General features: G+C 52.5%; 19 protein-coding genes and 1 other RNA gene. 12 read left to right on the top strand and 8 right to left on the bottom strand.

What is annotated here, in order from left to right; translation table 11 throughout:
• Nucleotides 1–94: 94 nt before the first annotated feature.
• The 7 genes from QMN23_RS11190 (at nt 95) to ssrA (ending at nt 6,578) form a co-directional block, all read left to right on the top strand.
• Complete coding sequence (locus QMN23_RS11190) at nt 95–2,086, top strand: methyl-accepting chemotaxis protein (RefSeq protein WP_281999386.1); 1,992 nt, start codon at nt 95–97, stop codon at nt 2,084–2,086.
• Nucleotides 2,087–2,321: 235 nt separating this feature from the next.
• Nucleotides 2,322–3,125, top strand: coding sequence for a 3-methyl-2-oxobutanoate hydroxymethyltransferase (gene panB / locus QMN23_RS11185; protein WP_281999385.1), 804 nt, complete (start codon nt 2,322–2,324; stop codon nt 3,123–3,125).
• Nucleotide 3,126: 1 nt separating this feature from the next.
• Nucleotides 3,127–3,975, top strand: a complete 849-nt coding sequence (gene panC / locus QMN23_RS11180; protein WP_281999384.1) for a pantoate--beta-alanine ligase — start codon at nt 3,127–3,129, stop codon at nt 3,973–3,975.
• Entirely contained in the window at nt 3,976–4,374 is a 399-nt protein-coding gene (gene panD, locus QMN23_RS11175) for an aspartate 1-decarboxylase (RefSeq protein ID WP_281999383.1), read from the top strand.
• 66 nt (nt 4,375–4,440) lie between these two features.
• Entirely contained in the window at nt 4,441–5,694 is a 1,254-nt protein-coding gene (locus QMN23_RS11170) for an amidohydrolase family protein (RefSeq protein ID WP_281999382.1), read from the top strand.
• Nucleotides 5,695–5,766: 72 nt separating this feature from the next.
• Nucleotides 5,767–6,225 carry an SsrA-binding protein SmpB gene (smpB, locus tag QMN23_RS11165; protein ID WP_281999381.1) on the top strand — a complete coding sequence of 153 codons (459 nt, stop codon included), beginning with the start codon at nt 5,767–5,769 and terminating at the stop codon, nt 6,223–6,225.
• Nucleotides 6,226–6,578, top strand: a transfer-messenger RNA (tmRNA) gene (gene ssrA / locus QMN23_RS11160).
• 95 nt (nt 6,579–6,673) lie between these two features.
• On the opposite strand, the gene QMN23_RS11155 is transcribed toward ssrA, so the two are convergent.
• Nucleotides 6,674–7,027 (bottom strand): hypothetical protein, encoded by a 354-nt coding sequence (locus QMN23_RS11155; protein ID WP_281999380.1) that lies wholly within the window; start codon nt 7,025–7,027, stop codon nt 6,674–6,676.
• Nucleotides 7,028–7,171: 144 nt separating this feature from the next.
• Between QMN23_RS11155 and queD the strand changes: the two genes are divergently transcribed.
• Nucleotides 7,172–7,540: a 6-carboxytetrahydropterin synthase QueD gene (gene queD, locus QMN23_RS11150; RefSeq protein WP_281999379.1), complete on the top strand. Its 369-nt coding sequence runs from the start codon at nt 7,172–7,174 to the stop codon at nt 7,538–7,540.
• Nucleotides 7,533–8,285 carry a 7-carboxy-7-deazaguanine synthase QueE gene (locus tag QMN23_RS11145; RefSeq protein ID WP_282003875.1) on the top strand — a complete coding sequence of 251 codons (753 nt, stop codon included), beginning with the start codon at nt 7,533–7,535 and terminating at the stop codon, nt 8,283–8,285. The genes queD and QMN23_RS11145 overlap by 8 nt, the downstream gene beginning before the upstream one ends.
• A gap of 204 nt (nt 8,286–8,489) precedes the next feature.
• On the opposite strand, the gene QMN23_RS11140 is transcribed toward QMN23_RS11145, so the two are convergent.
• The 3 genes from QMN23_RS11140 to QMN23_RS11130 form a co-directional block, all read right to left on the bottom strand.
• Complete coding sequence (locus QMN23_RS11140) at nt 8,490–9,335, bottom strand: DUF169 domain-containing protein (protein ID WP_281999378.1); 846 nt, start codon at nt 9,333–9,335, stop codon at nt 8,490–8,492.
• A 242-nt stretch (nt 9,336–9,577) separates the two neighbouring features.
• Nucleotides 9,578–9,874: a molybdopterin-dependent oxidoreductase gene (locus QMN23_RS11135; protein WP_281999377.1), complete on the bottom strand. Its 297-nt coding sequence runs from the start codon at nt 9,872–9,874 to the stop codon at nt 9,578–9,580.
• Nucleotides 9,875–10,170: 296 nt separating this feature from the next.
• Entirely contained in the window at nt 10,171–10,803 is a 633-nt protein-coding gene (locus tag QMN23_RS11130; protein ID WP_281999376.1) for an FMN-dependent NADH-azoreductase, read from the bottom strand.
• Nucleotides 10,804–11,134: 331 nt separating this feature from the next.
• On the opposite strand from QMN23_RS11130, the gene QMN23_RS11125 reads away from it, so the two are divergent.
• Nucleotides 11,135–12,595 (top strand): sigma 54-interacting transcriptional regulator, encoded by a 1,461-nt coding sequence (locus QMN23_RS11125; RefSeq protein ID WP_282003873.1) that lies wholly within the window; start codon nt 11,135–11,137, stop codon nt 12,593–12,595.
• Between the two features lie 90 nt (nt 12,596–12,685).
• Here QMN23_RS11125 and QMN23_RS11120 read toward each other — a convergent pair whose 3' ends face one another.
• The 4 genes from QMN23_RS11120 to QMN23_RS11105 all read right to left on the bottom strand — a co-directional run bounded on the left by QMN23_RS11120 (nt 12,686) and on the right by QMN23_RS11105 (nt 16,545).
• Nucleotides 12,686–13,099 carry a cupin domain-containing protein gene (locus QMN23_RS11120; RefSeq protein ID WP_281999375.1) on the bottom strand — a complete coding sequence of 138 codons (414 nt, stop codon included), beginning with the start codon at nt 13,097–13,099 and terminating at the stop codon, nt 12,686–12,688.
• A 20-nt stretch (nt 13,100–13,119) separates the two neighbouring features.
• Nucleotides 13,120–14,178 (bottom strand): alpha/beta hydrolase, encoded by a 1,059-nt coding sequence (locus tag QMN23_RS11115; RefSeq protein ID WP_281999374.1) that lies wholly within the window; start codon nt 14,176–14,178, stop codon nt 13,120–13,122.
• A gap of 40 nt (nt 14,179–14,218) precedes the next feature.
• Nucleotides 14,219–15,370 carry an iron-containing alcohol dehydrogenase gene (locus QMN23_RS11110; protein ID WP_281999373.1) on the bottom strand — a complete coding sequence of 384 codons (1,152 nt, stop codon included), beginning with the start codon at nt 15,368–15,370 and terminating at the stop codon, nt 14,219–14,221.
• A 230-nt stretch (nt 15,371–15,600) separates the two neighbouring features.
• The gene (locus QMN23_RS11105; protein WP_281999372.1) at nt 15,601–16,545 is read right to left on the bottom strand and encodes an AraC family transcriptional regulator; all 945 of its coding nucleotides are present in this window, start codon (nt 16,543–16,545) and stop codon (nt 15,601–15,603) included.
• Between the two features lie 208 nt (nt 16,546–16,753).
• Between QMN23_RS11105 and QMN23_RS11100 the strand changes: the two genes are divergently transcribed.
• Together QMN23_RS11100 and QMN23_RS11095 are read left to right on the top strand one after the other, a co-directional pair.
• Nucleotides 16,754–17,155, top strand: a complete 402-nt coding sequence (locus QMN23_RS11100) for a (R)-mandelonitrile lyase (protein WP_281999371.1) — start codon at nt 16,754–16,756, stop codon at nt 17,153–17,155.
• Nucleotides 17,152–17,475, top strand: coding sequence for a tautomerase family protein (locus QMN23_RS11095; RefSeq protein ID WP_281999370.1), 324 nt, complete (start codon nt 17,152–17,154; stop codon nt 17,473–17,475). Before QMN23_RS11100 ends, QMN23_RS11095 begins: the two co-directional genes overlap by 4 nt.
• Nucleotides 17,476–17,504: the final 29 nt, after the last annotated feature.

Below are 17,504 nucleotides of genomic sequence, written 5' to 3'. Positions count from 1 at the left end.
GAGTGCGTAAGGTTTAAGTGGAGAAACTCTTTCAACAGCCGATGTTATAAGTATGTTCCCTTTTTCGGGAGCGCTTTCATGGAGGGTGTTCACTATGGATTTTGGGGCTGTCTTCAAGAGCAGGAGCAAGCTTTACGGTATTGCCGGGTGTGTCTTGGGAATCGGCGCGCCCGTTGCCTGGACTATCATCCGACTCATCTTTTTTGCCGACCAGGAACAGCCGTTTCTCACCCAGATAACCGGCGATATTACCAAAACCCCCCAACAGATGGCTCTCTATGCCTACATGGGGATCGGGACTGCCATGGTCCTGGCCGTCCTGGGACATTATATCGGCAAGACCAGCGACGAATTGCACAAGCGGGCTATGGAACTCGACGTGCTGCACAAGGAAGTCGCTTCACAAAAGGAAATCTTCGAGAACCGTTATCGGGTTCTAGATAGCAACATCAAGAATTTTCACCAGATCAGCAGCAAAATCCAGAAGTCGATCGATGTTTCCGAAGTGTTGCAGCTATGTGCCGAGGGACTTCACGATGTGCTCGGCTATGAACGGGTCAACATCCTGATGGCCGACGAGGCAAAGACTTCCCTGGATTTTATCGCGTCTACCGGCACCGCTGATTTTGATCCGACGAGTGTTTCCCTTCCGCTCGACGCCCGCAGTGGTGTCATCTACAAGTGCTTTGCCGACAAACAACTTTACATGGTGGATGATATTAGTGCCTATCCGGCCGATTTCAAGGTCCAGCCTCCCTATGACGCGATCAGGGCTCTGCGTTCGAAAAGTTTCGTCGTTTGTCCGATTATCGTCAAAGGCGAAGCCGTCGGCCTGTTCGGGATTGACAACCGGCTGTCGAAACGGGCGCTGAACGATACCGATGTTGATACGATCAAATTGTTTGCCGACCAGGCATCTTCGGCAATCGTGCGGATCAACCTGCTCAAGGCGATTGGCGCTCTGACCTCGGAGCTGGAAAAGTCATTTGCCGAGATTCTGAAAAACCGTGACCATTATTCGCGATATGTTCTCAATCTGAAAGAGGCGGTCAGTTCCGTTGCCGATGGAACCGCCCATATCGCCTCGGCCTCGGAAAGTGTGCTCTCGTCGGTTGACGAAACTAGTTCGGCGGTCAGTAATATCTATGTCTCGATCGAACAGGTTACCAAAAACCTCGATTATCTTTCCGAATCGATCGAGAAATCGGTGTCAGCCATGGAAGAACTCAATTCAACGATTAAGAACGTCGAACAAAGTGCTGCCATCTCTCACCAAGTCTCCAGCAAGGTAAAAGAGGAAGCTGATAGTGGCCGCAAGGTGGTCGAGGAAACCATTCTCGCCCTCGACAATATCCAGAAGTCGGTCGATCTTTCTTTTGACGCCATGAAGCGCCTGACCGAGAACAGCGGCCGGATCGAAAGCATTGTCGGCGTGATTAACGATATTACCAAGCGCACCAATCTTCTGGCTCTCAATGCCTCTATCATTGCCGCCCAGGCCGGAGAATACGGGAAGAGTTTCGGTGTCGTCGCGGATGAAATTCGGAACCTTTCGCTGCAAACGGGTCAGTCAACGGGAGAAATTACCGGGATCATCGAAGAAATCATGGACGAATCCCGGAGTGCTGCCCAGAATATCGCCGCATCGAAAGATCTCGTGAATAAAGGGGTTGAACTTGGCGGCGTGATGGGCAAATCACTTCAAGTGATCCACGAAAGCTCGATTCGTTCGATGGATATGACCCGAGAGATTAAAACGGCGACCGAAGAGCAGGTGCGGAGCGTTCAACTGGTAACCGATTCGATCGAGAATGTCAGCAGCATGAGTTCCCAGATTTTCAAGGCGGCCAAGGAGCAGTCCGACGCTTCGATGAGCATCGTGCGGTCGGTGGATACCATTAAGGAAATGGCCCAGGAGATGGTCAAGGCCACCGTAAAACAGGTTGAGGACGGAACGGAGATTAAACAGTCGGTTGATGCGGTCGGGAAGATGGTAACGAAGATTTTTGAAGATATGGAGATTCGTCGCGAGGAAAGCGGCGCGGTAGTTAACGAACTGGAAATGATGAAACAAATTGCCAGCTGAGGGGTTTTTGCTGGACAGTCGGACTTCAACTGTGGTAAGGGTGGCATTGTGTAGGGTCAGCCCGTTAAAACCAGGCGGAGCTGGCAAGCGCATTAATTGATTGATACTGCCTGGATTCGCAAGAACCGGGACGGATGGCGATAGCCGCACCGACAGGGGAAGGAGAATCCTCCCCGTGGTCGTTTTCGTGCGCCTCCGTAATCCCGGGGGCGCATTTTTTGTTTGGAGCTGCCACGTGAACCGCAAGAAGACCATCCTTGACATGCAGAGAATGAAGGCCGCCGCAGAGAAGATTTCGGTGTTGACCAGTTACGACTATCCCTTTACCCGCATTATGGATGAATGTGGTGTTGATGTGATTCTTGTCGGTGATTCCGTCGGTGTTGTTTTTGACGGTTATGACAATACGTTGCCGGTAACGATTGAAGAAATGATTTACCATAGCCGAGCTGTGGTCCGTGCCCGGCCGAAAGCGCTTGTTGTTGCCGACATGCCGTTTCTCTCGTATCAGGTTGACTTTCGCGATGCACGCCTCAATGCCGGTCGCCTGATTAAAGAGGGGGGAGCTGAGGCGGTGAAGCTTGAAGGCGGGAAGGGGGTTGCCGATATCATTCAGGCTATTGTAGAGATCGATATCCCCGTCATGGCTCATGTCGGTCTCACTCCCCAGTCGATTCACCGGATGGGTGGGTACAAGGTCCAGGGCAAGCAGGAAGAACAGGCCGAACGCTTGCTGGAGGATGCCTTGGCGGTGGAAAAGGCCGGCGCTTTCGCCGTCGTCCTCGAAGGGATTCCCCTGAAACTGGCGAAAAAAATCACCGAGGAGCTGACGATTCCCACAATCGGGATTGGCGCCGGTCCTTACTGCGACGGCCAGGTACTGGTAATCCATGATATCCTGGGGCTGTGTGAGAAGTATTCCCCCAAGTTCGTTAAAAAATATGCCGATTGTCAGGCTGTGATCCACGACGCGGTTGCATCCTATATTTCCGAGGTAAAGAAAGGCGAATTCCCGACCGAAGGGCATTCATTCAACTGATATGATGATCATCGATTCCATCGAGGGTATGCAGGAATTGGCGCGACAAGCACGGCAGGACGGCAAGACCATTGCCCTTGTGCCGACCATGGGGTACTTACATGAAGGCCACGCCTCCCTATTACGGGAAGGCAGGAATCGGGCCGACGTCCTGGTAACCAGTATTTTCGTCAATCCAACCCAGTTCGGGCCGAACGAGGACTATCAGTCATATCCCCGTTCTCTGGAGCGGGATTGCGCCGTTGCCGACGCGTCAGGAGTCGATGTCGTTTTTGCTCCGGGGCCATCGGCAATGTATCCCGCCGGATACCAGACGTACGTGGATGTGGAACAATTGACCTTGCCGCTCTGCGGTGCTGCCCGTCCCGGCCACTTTCGTGGTGTTACTACCGTGGTTGCCAAGCTGTTCAACATCGTCAAGCCGCATGTCGCCCTCTTCGGTAAGAAAGATTTCCAGCAATTGACGGTTATCAGAAGAATGGTGGCGGATTTGAATATGGATATCGCCATTGTCGGGATGCCTATCGTCCGCGAAGCGGACGGGCTGGCTCTCAGTTCTCGCAATGCCTATCTCAGTCCAGAAGAACGTAGCCGAGCACTTTGTCTGAGCAGGGCCTTGGCCGCAGTCGGTGCACTCTTTACCGAGGGGGAGCGGTCGGTGGCGGTATTGCGGACCAAAGCCCTCGACGTTATCAATGAAGCCGCGGGGATCATCGATTATGTTGATTTCCGGCATCGAGAAAGTCTGGAGGCCGTAGCTGCCGCCGATGAGAATACCTTGGTGGCTCTGGCGGTGAGAATCGGTTCGACACGGTTGATTGACAATCGCATCCTAGGGGAGGAGAATTGAATGGAACGGAAGATGCTGAAAAGTAAGATCCATCGGGCAACGGTGACCGGCGCCGACCTGCATTATGAGGGGAGCGTCACTATTGATCAGGATTTGATGGAAGCCGCCGATATCATTCCGTATGAAGCTGTGGCGATCTGGAATGTAACCAATGGGAGCCGTCTCGAAACCTACGCCATCGAAGGGGAGAGAGGGTCGGGAGTGATCTGTCTCAACGGTGCCGCCGCCCGACTTGTGGCACCTAAAGATCTGGTAATCATTGCCAGTTTCGTCAATATGGAGAATGAGGAAGCGATCGCCCACAAACCGAAACTCGTGTTCGTGGATGATCAGAACCGGATGTTGCCAACGCGCGAGGAAATTGCCGGCCAGGGCAATCTGAAGAAGGTTGCTTGGTAAGCCGTATCGAAATCGAATCTTGGCGACAGAGCGACTAACCGCCCCCTAACGGGAATGCCACCGACTATGGAACTTTTCTCCGCTTCATACCTGCTGCCGGTTTCCTCGCCACCCGTCGCCGGCGGGGCCATTGCCGTAGCCAACGGCAGGATTGTCGCAGTGGGAGCGTTGGACGAACTGCGTAAATCGTTCAACGCTCCCGTTCATGATTTCCCCGGTTGTGCCATCGTCCCCGGGTTGGTTAATGCTCATACCCACCTTGAGTTGACCCACTTCCCGTCATGGAAGCTTCGTAAAGATATTGATTATTCGCCGCGGACTTATGTCGACTGGATAATTCAGGTTATCAAGATTCGTCGGGCACTTACACCTCAGGAGTTACAGCTTTCTGTTGGGGAAGGGATCAGGATTTGCCTCGAAGCCGGGACCACTGCTGTTGGTGAGATTCTGAGCGATCCCTCGTTGCTGCCCCTGTATGCCGAAACGCCGCTTTCCGGTCGCATCTGCTTTGAAGCCATCGGCCAGGACCCTGCTACCTATGCGCCGCTGACGAAAAAACTCCATGGGCTCCTTGCCAGTTTCCCTGTAAACCGTGTCAGTCCTGCTCTGTCCCCCCATGCGCCACATACGCTGTCGGCAGATTTTCATCGCGAGATTTCCCGGTTGGCTGAGGAATTCAAGATTCCTCGTCTGCTCCATCTGGCTGAGTCTGCCGAGGAAGTCAAATTCTATTTCGATTCCACGGGGCGGATTGCCGAACTGCTCTATCCCCAGGTACGGTGGGAGCAGTTCGTTCCGGCGCCACGGCGAACCACTCCAACCGCCTGGCTTGAGGAACTCGGAGTACTGAACGACCGACTGTCGGCAGTGCATTGTGTTCACCTGACGCCAAATGATGCTGAAATCCTGCAACGACATGGGGTGCGGGTTGTTCTCTGCCCTCGGAGCAATGATAAACTGGATGTGGGCAAAGCGCCTCATTACCTGTTCAAGAAGCTTGGATTAATCCTTGCTCTCGGCACTGATTCGCTCGCCAGCAACGACTCTCTCTCGCTGTGGGATGAGATGCGATATATACTGAATAATTCAGCTGACGTGTTTGAACCGGCAGAAGTGTTCAGAATGGCGACGCTTGGTTCAGCCTCAGCTCTTCATCTCGAGAAGGCGATTGGTTCCCTGGAGCAGGGGAAATGCGCTGATTTCGTGGTGGTTCGGCTCCCCGGGGTAGTGCGTGCCGCCGATATTTATCCTGCAATAGTCCATGCCGGCGAACTTGTTTCCGTTTACCCGGGCGGACAAGAGCTCGTCTCGCTGACGTAATTCCCTGTTGTCCCGCTCAGTTCGCCCCTTTTATCCTTGTAAAGAATTAAGCCGATCTGCTACTATTTCTCTATGGGCGAAAAGCTGATCTGCAATAATAAAAAAGCATTCCATGACTATTTCATCGAGGAGAAATTCGAGGCGGGGATGGTGTTGAAAGGGACTGAGGTCAAGTCGCTCCGGATGGGGAAGGCAAACCTCAATGATTCCTTTGCCATTGTGAAAAATGGCGAAGCCTTTCTGCACAACCTGCATATCTCTCCCTATGATTTTGGCAACCGGGAAAACCACGATCCGGACCGGATGCGCAAACTGCTTCTGCACAAGAAGGAGATCGGTAAGCTCTTTGGTCGGATTCGCGAGCAAGGGTATTCAGTCGTGCCGCTGCGGCTCTATTTCAAGAATGGCATGGTCAAAGTAGAAATCGGCTTGGCCAAAGGCAAGAAACTCTACGACAAGCGTGAAGATATGAAGAAGAATGATATGCGCCGTGATATGGCGGTAGCTTTAAAGGAACGGAATAAGAATTAAGGGGGTGTAAAGGTTTCGACGGGGATAATAAGCAAAGGTTGCATGCCGAGGTCCGGGTGGCTCGTTAAACAATCCGGGACGCATTAAGCGCCGATAATTACGACTACGCTTTAGCAGCTTAATAACCTGCTAACGATCTGCCGACCCTCTCCCACGGGGAAGGACAGATCGTCATTTCAGTGGGATAGCCGAGGGGAGGGCTTGTGGCCCCGAAGCGAAATTTAAGCAGGATCGCTTCCTGAAGATCCCGGCCAGTGGAGCTTCGGGCGGCTAAATCAATAACTGGTATAAGCATGTAGACGCCTTCTGTGGATGATCTTCGGACGCGGGTTCGATTCCCGCCACCTCCACCAATTAAAGGTCCAATAAGGACCGGAGCAAAACAAAAAACCCCGATTTATCGGGGTTTTTTGTTTTTATGTGTTCACGGTAGGTTGGCTGCAACAACTCATTTCAGGTGTTTTTCCACAAGCTTTTCGATCAACTCTCCAATTGTGGTGCGTTGGTGTGCTGCGGCAATTTTCAGTTTCAAATGAAGATCTTCACGGATGTTGGCAGTTAATCTGACGTCCCCTTGCGGGACGAGGCCTGATAAAGAGCGTTTTTTGGGGGATTTGGCGGTGGCTCGCTTGTTCTGGCGGGATGACGGGGCTGCTTTTTCAACCGGGGCAGGAGAGGGGCGAGAGGCGCGTTTCGATTCCTTCGTAGCGGCCTTGGGGTGTTCCGGTGGATCGTTAGTATGTTGATTGCGGTCGGATGGGCTTTCGAAAAGCCCCATTTGACCTTCGAGTACGTCAATCATGGGCTTCGGCTCCTGAGTGATAGTGGCTGGATTATACACATATATACTTACCTTGCCAACCGTGAAACCATCGGAAAGGGGGTTTTGCATTTTGGTAAGGGGCATGTTACTATCTATCACTCAAATTACGGGAAAAGGATTGTCATGTATAAACTTAAAATTCAAACGTCTTTCGCTGCGGCCCATTGTCTTATCAATTATCAGGGGGAGTGCGAAAACCTGCATGGTCACAACTGGAAAGTCGAGGTTTCCGTGACTGTCCAGCAGCTCGATAAGGCGGGGCTGGGAATCGATTTCAAGATTCTCAAGCAGGAGACCAATGCGTTGTTGCGCACCCTTGACCACAAATATCTCAATGAATTAGCTCCGTTCCGCGAAGTGTCGCCATCCTCGGAGAATATTTCGTGCTACCTGTACCACGAGCTTTCCTTACGGCTCAACGACGGTAACGTGAAGGTCGATAGTATTACCGTCTGGGAGTCGGACAATGCTGCTGCCACCTATTATGAATAGTCCACCCGCTGAACTTGCCGAGGTTTTTTCGTCAATACAGGGTGAAGGCGAGCTGATCGGTTTGCGACAGGTTTTCATCCGTTTTCGCGGCTGTAATTTGCAGTGCGATTACTGTGACACGCCGACTGCACGCACCGGCGAGCCGTGCCTTATGGAGCAGACTCCCGGCCGTCGCGATTTTGTTCCGGTGACAAACCCGGTAGCGCTTGAACGGATACTTGCCTTGGTCGACGGATGGCACAGAGGCTGGACCGGGGTGCATCATTCCGTCAGTATCACCGGCGGCGAGCCACTGATGAATTATGAAATTCTCCACTCGTGGCTGCCGGAGCTGAGGGCGTTTCTTCCCATTTATCTTGAAACCAATGGTGTCATGCACACCGCTCTCGAAAGGCTCATCGGCCATATCGACATGATCGGTATGGATATCAAGATTCCGTCCACCTCCGGATGTACCGATTTATGGGATGATCACCGTCGTTTCCTTGAAATCGCTGCGACGAAGAAGACAGTCGTAAAGGTTGTGGTCGATGAGCAAACGGAAGATTGGGAAATTGAACGGTGCGCCGAAATCGTCAGAGCAGTCGCCGGAAGTATTCCTTTGATTCTACAGCCGGTCACCAACCCGGATAACAGGATTGGCATCAGCCCGGTCAAGTTGCTCGAGTTCCAGGAAATTGCCTGCCGTAACCTTCACGATGTCCGCGTAATCCCGCAAACCCACAAATTCATGGGGCAGCTCTGATCGATTTGTAACAGTAACAGTCCTCCCGAGAGAGGGGGGCAAGCGTGTTGTGAATGATTCAGAAGACGATGCGAATGGAGAGCTAAGGCAATTATAGACTTAGCTCTTTTTCCCGAATACAAATTTTAGAAGCTGATGCGAACTGGTGAGTTGGCACGCTCTGCCTTTAGTTTGTTACGCAGAGGTGCCGCTCACACATTCGGTTCAAATGCCTTCACCCCATATCTTGGCGCTATGATTGATCTTCTTGCGCACGGTCGTCCATGCACCATCGACGTTGAATACGGAGTCAGGCAATGCCTTCAGCATTTTTTGATACAGTGACCAGGGAACCGTAAACGTTAATTCGTCAGTCTTCATGTATTTTCTTGCTGACGGGTCAAAACCGCCCAACACTGCTTTTTCTATGCCTTGTTGCTGATAATAAAGAGGCCAGGAGACAATGTTGGTGCAGCCGGCTCCGAAGGGTGACGCCACACTGTCGGCCTCTCCGGTGGTGAAGGTGGTGTGGGTGAACAGGCCGCTTAGTACTTCAGGGCGGGCAAAAAAGATGACGAATTCAGGCACCTCGCTTCCCGAAAATAGCGATAGAGGCTTGAAGAGGCAGTATTTTGCCGGGGCTTTTCGGGGATTGACCGTGTCCAGAAATTTTCTCATTGCCTCGGGGGAAGGTAAGTACCGCTCACCATGAATGGGGGTTCCTTCAAACCCTGTGGTTACATAGTGCTCAATGAACCTGATGTTTGGCTTCATCATGGAACAGTAAAAAATCCCGCCGGGGCACCCATACTCTTCAGTAGAGATGTAGGCGGTACCCCGTTTCTTCCTTGCCAACCAGATGTTGCCAATGACGCAGGAAAAGTTTTGAAAGACCTCCTGCATGTTCAGTTGCCCTTGCTCTTCCAATTCGCGAGAAATAGGTGGGCCGGCCTTGGGGCCGAACGCATGTTCCGGTTTGGAGTCAGCGTAATAGACGCCGATCGGCTCTTCTGTCAAACCGAGATAGCCTAGGAACGTTTTGGTGTCTTCGAGGATTGATTGTTCAATCATGTGTTTACTCCTTTAATGACGTCTTGATGCGTACGATGTACATGAGGACCCCTGACATTAGAACAAACGTCACGTGGGTCTATCTTCCTCCTTCTCAATCCGACACAGCAGTGCCGAGTGTGGCCAGCTTCCAATCTCCGGGCTACAGAATTCCGGGCAATCCGGGCAAAGCATGTTGGCGTACTGGGCCGTGATTTCGACCCCGCTGGGATCAATCCGTCAGCGTGCCAGGCTGACAGACGTTATGGAGCCCAATACGGTTGATGTAGCTTTTCAGCGACTTCGTCCAGGGCCTGGTCCCAGCTGATCCGCTCCCAGCGGCCTTCGCCTTTTTCACCAACTCTTTTTAAAGGAAAATTCAAACGTTGCGGATGATAGAGGTGGTCCAGCATCAACCGGCCGCGTTCGCAGATAGCACCCCGGTTGATTGGATGATCCGGATCGCCAGTGACTTTCACCACTTTGTCATTCTCATAATGCAGCAAGGTCCCGCAGCGGGGATGACAAAGACCGCAATAGCTTCTACGAATTTCTGTCATTATTTCCTCCTGTGGTTGTTATCCTGCTTCTCAAGCCTATCAGGCTTCCAATCCGGGGTATGCAGAAATTTCCTAATGACCGCCTGTGGGGCGCTGTTGTTACCAGGGGAGCGGCTCTCCTGCCACAGGTATTCGCATGCCGGGCAAGATGCCATTGCCCCAGGACATGCAGATGCTGCAATCCCTTGTCAGGTCGGATTCCGGAAGTCGGAATCAGCCGCACCCCGGGGTGTTTTCCCGCGACAAGCCGAACTCACCTTCTTCATCAGTATGGAGCAAACCTGCATCGCCGTCGTTTAAAAAGTGGCGGCAAGAGTAATTGCCTGTTCGGTGGCCCTGCCGATGAACTCCTCGGCACGCTCCGGAATGGCGTCACCCCCCTCAACCACGACCGCTTCGAAGTCCTCAATGCCCATGAAACCCATGATCGACTTCAGGTAGGGAACCGAGTGGTCCTCCTCCTTGCCGAAGTGAAAGCCTCCGGAAGAGTGGATGTGTAGGCATTTTCGCCCCTGATCTTTCAGCAAGCCAACCGGGCCGGTCGGGGTATAGTTGAAGGTCTTCCCGACCACACAGACCGCGTCGATATACATCTTGAATTCCGCCGGGAACCCCAGGTTGAACATCGGGGTCACGAACACATACTTGTCGGCAGTCTTGAACTGGTCGGCGTGACTCCAGATGCGGCCGATTTTGCGTTGCTCATGCAGATCGAGGGAGGCAAAGGTTGAGCCTTTCGCCATCTTGCCCCAGCCGCTTAAGACGTCGGCATCGATGCGCTGAATGTTGTCGCGATAGAGGTCAAGAAACTCAACCTCGTCGGTGGGGTTGAACCTGAGATATTCATCCAGGAATTTCTTGCCCAGCGAAAGACTGCGAGAGCCCTCTTCCGATTTGAGGTTGCAGGTCACGTAAAGTAATTTTGCCATAATTTTCTCCTGTTTATTCGTAATGTTTGGCAAGGTATTGAGCTCATGCAGTGATTGTTTCCACCTTGCTTCCTTGTTTAGGTTTAGCGATAATTGTGCCAAGAATCTTTACTAGTAAAAACGAATACTTGTGACTGTTACATCTGGTTTATTAGCAAATAAGACATTTTTATCTTTTTGAAAATTTTTAAATACGATAATTTATCAAATACGACAATTTGTTGTCTGGCAGATAACCGTTTTAGGAGCAGTCATCATGACCATTAGCAATGATGAGTTTTTCCGGGGGGTCACCCGCAGGATATGCAGCAGCCTAGACATTCAGGTGGCGATGAAACGCTCTTTCGACTATCTGCAGGGGTGCCTGCCCCTGGACGAGATCTATCTGGATATCATGGATAGCCAACTTGGCGCGATTCGGCGCATCGTGCATCTGGCGAAAGCGGAGCGGGAGCCGGCGGAGGAGATCGTGCCCCTGCCTGAAAATATTTGGGATTGGGGGCAAAGCATGACCGAACCGCTGATTCTGGACGGAAGAAACCTGAGCGGTTCGAGCAAGACGATGGCAGCCATTGTCAAGCTGGAAGGCAATTCGGACCTGGCCATTCCGCTTTGGATGGAGAACAAACTGATCGGGACGCTGATTTTACGGGCCTATGGCGAGGGCCGCTATCATCAGGAACATGCCGAGTTGCTGTCCATCGTGGTGGAACCCTTTGCCCTGGCGCTGTCGAACGCACTCTCCTACCGGGAGGTCCTGCGCCTGCGCGACAATCTCATCGACGACAATCGTTTCCTGAACCGGGAACTCTTTTCCCAAGTAGGAGACGCGATCGTCGGCGGTAATTCCGGGCTGCGCAATGTTATGGAGATGGCGCGACAGGTAGCTCCGCTGGCCAATACGGTGTTACTGATGGGCGAGACCGGGACCGGCAAGGAAGTCATCGCCAACACCATTCACTTCAACTCGCCACGCAAAGAAGGGCCCTTCATCAAGGTCAATTGCGGCGCTATTCCGGAAAGCCTGATCGACAGCGAGTTGTTCGGCCATGAAAAGGGCGCTTTCACCGGAGCGACATCCATAAAACGCGGTCGGTTCGAGAGGGCCAATGGTGGAACCATCTTTCTCGATGAGATCGGCGAACTACCGTTCCAGGCCCAGGTGCGCCTGTTACGGGTATTGCAGAACCGTGAAATCGAGCGGGTCGGTGGGGAACGACCAATTGCGGTGGATATCAGAATCATCGCCGCCACTCACCGCAACCTCGAAAGCATGGTGTCGGAAAACCGCTTCAGGGAGGATCTCTGGTTCCGGCTCAACGTCTTTCCGATCATCGTTCCACCGCTCAGACAACGGAAAGAGGATGTTCCCGCTCTTACCCGGCATTTTGTCGAACTGAAATGTCGTGAGCTGGGGATCGCCAACCCACCAGGCATAGCCCCCGGCGCCTTGATCCGGCTGACGAACTATGCCTGGCCAGGGAATGTGCGGGAGCTGGAAAACCTGGTGGAAAGGGAGCTGATCAGGCATCGCGGGGGGCAACTCAGGTTCGACACCCTGTTGCCCGACGAGCAGAATGCTGTCACAGAGGCTGGGGGCGGCAATCTGGAAGAAGGCCCCCTGGGTCTTGACGAGGTCATGGCGGCCCATATCAACAAGGTCCTTGACATGACCGAAGGGAAAATCCATGGCCCCGGAGGGGCGGCAGAATTGCTAAACATCAACCCGCACACCCTGAGGGGGCGCATGAACAAGCTGGGCATAAAATATGGGCGCAGAAAAACTTCGTAGCCGGCCAAAGAGTGTCTGCGCTAAAAACGATGGTGGACTGAAGAAACAGAACTCTCTTTATTCAGGCAGTTAATTGTCAAAAATATTCCACTATTTCAGTTTCTTGTAGTCGTCACTATCCACCGGCTCAAGCCATTCATTCGACTTGTTCTCTCCCGGGACCTCGACCGAAATATGCACGAACCAACTGTCCTTTGCCGCCCCGTGCCAATGTTTGACTCCGGCCGGGATATTGACAACGTCCCCAGCATGCAGCTCCTGCGGTTCTTTGCCTTCCTCCTGGTACCAGCCGCGTCCTCCGGTAACCAGGAGAATTTGACCACCACCTTTGTCTGCCTTGTGGATGTGCCAATTATTAATACAGCCAGGCTCAAAGGTGACGTTGCCCATAACTACGCCTTCGAGGCTCAACATATTGAGATAGCTTGTGCCGGTAAAATACTTTCCGTAAGGATTCAGTTCTCCCCGCGCAAAAATCACACTATTTTTCAGATCGTCTGACATATACATCCCTCCCTTCTGTTTTATCTCAATGCTTTGGTGAAAAAGGACGTGAGCTTGTCCCAGGGGATCAAGTTGACCCGGTCGTAGAGATCTACATGCCCCGCACCCTTGACGAGAAACAGTTCCTTCGGTTCCGCCGCTCGCTTGTAAGCATCCTGGCTGAACTCGATGGAATGGGCATTGTCGCCAGTGATGAACAGCATCGGCCGGGGGGATATCGTCTCGATGTCATTGAACGGGTAGAAGTTCATGAACTTCACGGCACTTGTCAGCGTCGGATGCGTTGTCAGTTCCGGCGATGAACCTTTGGGGGTGTATTCACCTCGCGGTGTACGGTAAAAATCAAAAAATTCGCGCTGGATCGGATGTGTGTCCTTTGTCAACGCGTGCACCGTGCCACTGGTGTATTTGGTTTCACCGCCAGCAAATTCGACATAACGCTGCTGAGCTGCTTCGGCAATGATCGCCTTTCTTTGCTCAATGGTTTGTGAATGATTGAGTGCATTACGGACTGCCGCACCCATGTCGTACATGCTGACCGTAGCAACGGCTTTCATGCGGGGGTCAATCTTGGCGGCGCTGATTGCAAAACTCCCGCTGCCGCAAATCCCAAGCACACCAATCCGTTCGCGATCTACAAATGACTGGCTGCCCAGGTAATCAACCGCTGCACTGAAATCCTCTGCGTAGATATCCGGTGAAACAGCATTGCGCGGCTTACCTTCGCTTTCGCCCCAGAAGGACAGGTCAATCGCCAGGGTTACGAAGCCCTGCTCGGCCAGTTTCGTGGCATACAGATTTGAGCTTTGCTCTTTAACTGCCCCCATAGGGTGGCCAACTACTATCGCGGGGCTCTTACTGCCATGCTTTAAACCTTTGGGTACAAAAAGATTTCCTACCACCTTCATCTTGTATTGGTTGTTAAATGAAACCTTCTTCAAAGTAACCTTGTCACTCTTGTAAAAATTATCAGCTCCATTAGACATGTCAGCCCCCAATGCGATGCTGGCTGATAAAAATAAACCTGCCAAAATTGAAGTGACGATACCCCATCTGCGTTCAAAAAATGTGTATTTCATGTTCAGTCTCCTTTGAATGCTCTTGCGTCGTAATCTAGTGCTACTTGACTGCCAGGTTGAGGATTCCGGCAATTCTCTCTTTAGGGAATAGCTGGTCCATGCCCCAGAGCTTCGCATTGCCAAAGGCGTTCGCGGCAATGGGTTCGACGTCGTTCGCCGAGAGACCGGCTTGTGCAAAGGTGACCGGAGCTCCGATGGCGCTGAACCATTCGGTTAGCTTGGCAATCCCCGCATCGGCATCTGCCACGCCGAACACTTTTTGGGCGAAGCGCTCAAACCGCGCAGGATTTTCGTTTTTGATCGACTGCATCCATGCCGGAAGTACGACGGCCAGGCCTGCACCATGGGGGACGTTGTGAAGGGCCCCCATGGCGTGCTCGATCATGTGGGTGTCGAAGGTGTTGCCCGCAACCCCGACGAAGGTGTTGCCATTGAGTGCCATGGTCGAGGCCCAGGCAAATTCTCCCCGGACGTCATAGTCGTCCGGGTTTTTCATCAACACCTCGGTGGTGCGGATTACGGTTTCCAGGATGTTTTCGATCAGTGCGGCGGTAAATTCCGGAAATACCTTGGCGGTGAAATAGAGGTCGAGGCAATGGGCGAAAATGTCGACGGCGGAATAGGTCAGGTAAGCCGGAGTGACCGTGGACTGGAGTTCGGGGTTGATGACGGATACCTTCGGGAAGAGCAGCGGGGACCCGATACTGTACTTCTGTTTCGTCTCTTCATTGGTGACCACACCATAGGGATTCATCTCGCTGCCGGTGGCGGCCAGCGTCATGATCGAGAATACCGGGATGGCCTCTCCTATGGCGGCTTTGCCGATAAAAAAATCCCAGACGTCGCCATCATATTTCGCCCCAGCCGCAATCGCCTTGGCGGAGTCAAGCACCGAACCGCCGCCAACGGCCAGGATACCTTGCAGGTTGTGCTCCCTGATGACCTTGACGGCGTCGCGAACAAGACTGATCACGGGATTGCTGATAATGCCGCCCAGAGCTTCGTAGCTGATCCCTTGCTCTTCAAGCGATGCCGCAACACGTCCAAGTAGCCCATCCTTCCTGATCCGCTCCGACCCATACAGGATCAGAACGCTGCCGACGCCAAACCCATTGACGTATTGTCCGATGTTGGCCTCTTTCCCCTTGCCGAACTCGATTCTCGTGGGATTGTAAAAAGTGAAATCCTGCATTTCATATCTCCTTGTCAATGCTGTGCTGTACCTTATTTACAGGTGATATATTAGCTAGTTATAGCAGTGCATGAAATACACAGAACTCCTTGATATTTGCACAATCCTACAAATTGCATTGTCTTGTGTTATTAGTTGAATAGAAAAGGGCCAGCTCCTGTCATGAGCTAGCCCTTTGGGGGTGAATGGTTAAAGGGGATTTTTTATGTCTTCATTTATATCGTCTTGCATCAGTTAACAGTCACGACCGATTCCTGGCGAAGTTTCGCGACATCACGCAGAGGCGGTGCGCCGAACAGCCGGCTGTACTCACGGCTGAATTGTGACGAGCTTTCATAGCCGACCCGGAATGCGGCGGTCGTCGCGTCAAGATGCTCGGCAAGCATGAGACGCCGTGCCTCTTGCAGGCGCAGGTGTTTCTGGTACTGAAGCGGGCTCAGGGAGGTCATTGACCGGAAGTGGCTATGGAAGCTGGATGCACTCATGTGGGCCATGTCGGCGAGATCCTCGACTCGTAACTGTTCCGAGAAGTTCCCCTTCAGCCAATCAATCGTCCGCGCAACCTGGTGGCTCCGGCTCCCTGCCGATGCGATCATGCGCAGTCGTGCCCCCTGTTCACCTACGAGAAGACGATACAGGATCTCCTTGTGGATAGTAGGAGCGAGGATGGGAATGCTCTCGGGTTCGTCAAGCAGGCTGACCAGTCTTTGGAAAGGGCTGAGCAGAGGCAGTGTCACTTCACTTGTTGCCATGCCATGCTCAATCTGTTTGGTGTGCGGGGACGGTGCATTGCAGTCGATCATCAATTGCGACAACTCTTTCATGTCAAACTTCAGCACCAACCCCAGGTAAGGCTCTTCAGGGCTTGCTGAAATGACCTGATACGTTGTCGGTAGATGCACGGATGTGAGCAGGTAGTTGTTGGCATCATAGATAAATGTCTCGTTTTCAATGTGAACCGTTTTTGCGCCTTGTACGACCAGGCAGATGCTCGGGTCATACAACCCAAAGCTTGGTTCGGTCGGGTTGTCGTGGTGATAAAAGAACAAACCCGGAATCGGCGTTGTGAACTCTTCACGATTTATGGCCCATCGGGCAATGTCTGCGATCAGGGTATTGCGTACGGCAGCCGTGTCAGACGTTGTTTCGCTTCTGCCAATTTCCTGCTTTTTCATGGGTATTCTCCATTGTTCTGTTATTTAAACAATACCAGCAAAACCATCGAGGATGAAGGGTAAATATCGCATTTGCATGAATAGGCAAAAAGTCGATAGGAATGGTCTATTGGGGATAGCCCCTGGCTGGTATTATTGAACGTGAAAGATACGCTAATTTTTGAAATTTCAGAAAACGACTCCGTAGAGTCTGAGAAGGAGACTGAACATGGAAATTAAACGAAGCGGATCACAGGCATCTATCAAGGGACCAACCGACTGGTTTACCGGTACCGTACGCATCGACCCACTGTTCGGCCAGGCTGAAGCGCCGGCACGCGCAACAGGCGCCAGCGTAACGTTCGAACCTGGTGCCCGCACGGCATGGCACACCCATCCTTTGGGGCAAACCCTGATCGTCACCGCCGGTTGCGGACGTGTGCAACGTGAAGGTGGGCCAATCGAGGAGATCCATCCCGGTGATGTGGTCTGGTTCCCGGCAGGTGAAAAACATTGGCACGGGGCATCACCTACTACGGCCATGACCCATATTGCCATTCAGGAACAACTTGACGGCAAGGCGGTCGAGTGGCTGGAAAAGGTGAGCGATGAGCAGTATGACCGTCAATGACCGATCCCAGCAACAACTTCAGCCTGCTTCCCGCTGGTGAGAAGGCCACCGTCTCTTGTGGCCCACTATCAGGAGCGACAAAGGAGATAACCATGCCTCACGTGATCGTCAAGCTTTGGCCAGGCAGGTCGGAACAGCAGAAGATTCGCCTTGCCGAGGAAATTGTCAAGGATGTCGTCGGCATCCTGGGCAATGGAGAAGAGTCGGTTTCCGTAGCCATCGAAGAAATAGCACCGGAAAATTGGCAGGAAAAAGTCTACAAACCGGACATTCTCGACAAACAGAAAATGCTCTACAGGAAGCCCGGATATTTGATGTGACTCAACAGACGGCTATATGGTAGCTCGTT

The sequence above is a fragment of the Geotalea uraniireducens genome, from assembly GCF_027943965.1.
Taxonomy (GTDB): Bacteria; Desulfobacterota; Desulfuromonadia; order Geobacterales; family Geobacteraceae; genus Geobacter; species Geobacter uraniireducens.
Note: the sequence above shows the minus strand (reverse complement) of the source record. Positions and strands in the feature narration are given on the sequence as shown.

Excerpts from the sequence above, each read along its gene's own strand:
- QMN23_RS11170 (WP_281999382.1), top strand. The coding sequence starts at position 4,441 with ATGGAACTTTTCTCCGCTTCATACCTGCTGCCGGTTTCCTCGCCACCC.
- QMN23_RS11190 (WP_281999386.1), top strand. The coding sequence starts at position 95 with ATGGATTTTGGGGCTGTCTTCAAGAGCAGGAGCAAGCTTTACGGTATT.
- QMN23_RS11120 (WP_281999375.1), bottom strand. The coding sequence starts at position 13,099 with ATGTCAGACGATCTGAAAAATAGTGTGATTTTTGCGCGGGGAGAACTG.
- panD (WP_281999383.1), top strand. The coding sequence starts at position 3,976 with ATGGAACGGAAGATGCTGAAAAGTAAGATCCATCGGGCAACGGTGACC.
- QMN23_RS11105 (WP_281999372.1), bottom strand. The coding sequence starts at position 16,545 with ATGAAAAAGCAGGAAATTGGCAGAAGCGAAACAACGTCTGACACGGCT.
- QMN23_RS11100 (WP_281999371.1), top strand. The coding sequence starts at position 16,754 with ATGGAAATTAAACGAAGCGGATCACAGGCATCTATCAAGGGACCAACC.
- QMN23_RS11095 (WP_281999370.1), top strand. The coding sequence starts at position 17,152 with ATGACCGATCCCAGCAACAACTTCAGCCTGCTTCCCGCTGGTGAGAAG.
- QMN23_RS11115 (WP_281999374.1), bottom strand. The coding sequence starts at position 14,178 with ATGAAATACACATTTTTTGAACGCAGATGGGGTATCGTCACTTCAATT.
- queD (WP_281999379.1), top strand. The coding sequence starts at position 7,172 with ATGTATAAACTTAAAATTCAAACGTCTTTCGCTGCGGCCCATTGTCTT.
- QMN23_RS11135 (WP_281999377.1), bottom strand. The coding sequence starts at position 9,874 with ATGACAGAAATTCGTAGAAGCTATTGCGGTCTTTGTCATCCCCGCTGC.
- panC (WP_281999384.1), top strand. The coding sequence starts at position 3,127 with ATGATGATCATCGATTCCATCGAGGGTATGCAGGAATTGGCGCGACAA.
- smpB (WP_281999381.1), top strand. The coding sequence starts at position 5,767 with ATGGGCGAAAAGCTGATCTGCAATAATAAAAAAGCATTCCATGACTAT.
- QMN23_RS11110 (WP_281999373.1), bottom strand. The coding sequence starts at position 15,370 with ATGCAGGATTTCACTTTTTACAATCCCACGAGAATCGAGTTCGGCAAG.
- QMN23_RS11145 (WP_282003875.1), top strand. The coding sequence starts at position 7,533 with ATGAATAGTCCACCCGCTGAACTTGCCGAGGTTTTTTCGTCAATACAG.
- QMN23_RS11130 (WP_281999376.1), bottom strand. The coding sequence starts at position 10,803 with ATGGCAAAATTACTTTACGTGACCTGCAACCTCAAATCGGAAGAGGGC.
- QMN23_RS11125 (WP_282003873.1), top strand. The coding sequence starts at position 11,135 with ATGAAACGCTCTTTCGACTATCTGCAGGGGTGCCTGCCCCTGGACGAG.
- QMN23_RS11155 (WP_281999380.1), bottom strand. The coding sequence starts at position 7,027 with ATGATTGACGTACTCGAAGGTCAAATGGGGCTTTTCGAAAGCCCATCC.
- QMN23_RS11140 (WP_281999378.1), bottom strand. The coding sequence starts at position 9,335 with ATGATTGAACAATCAATCCTCGAAGACACCAAAACGTTCCTAGGCTAT.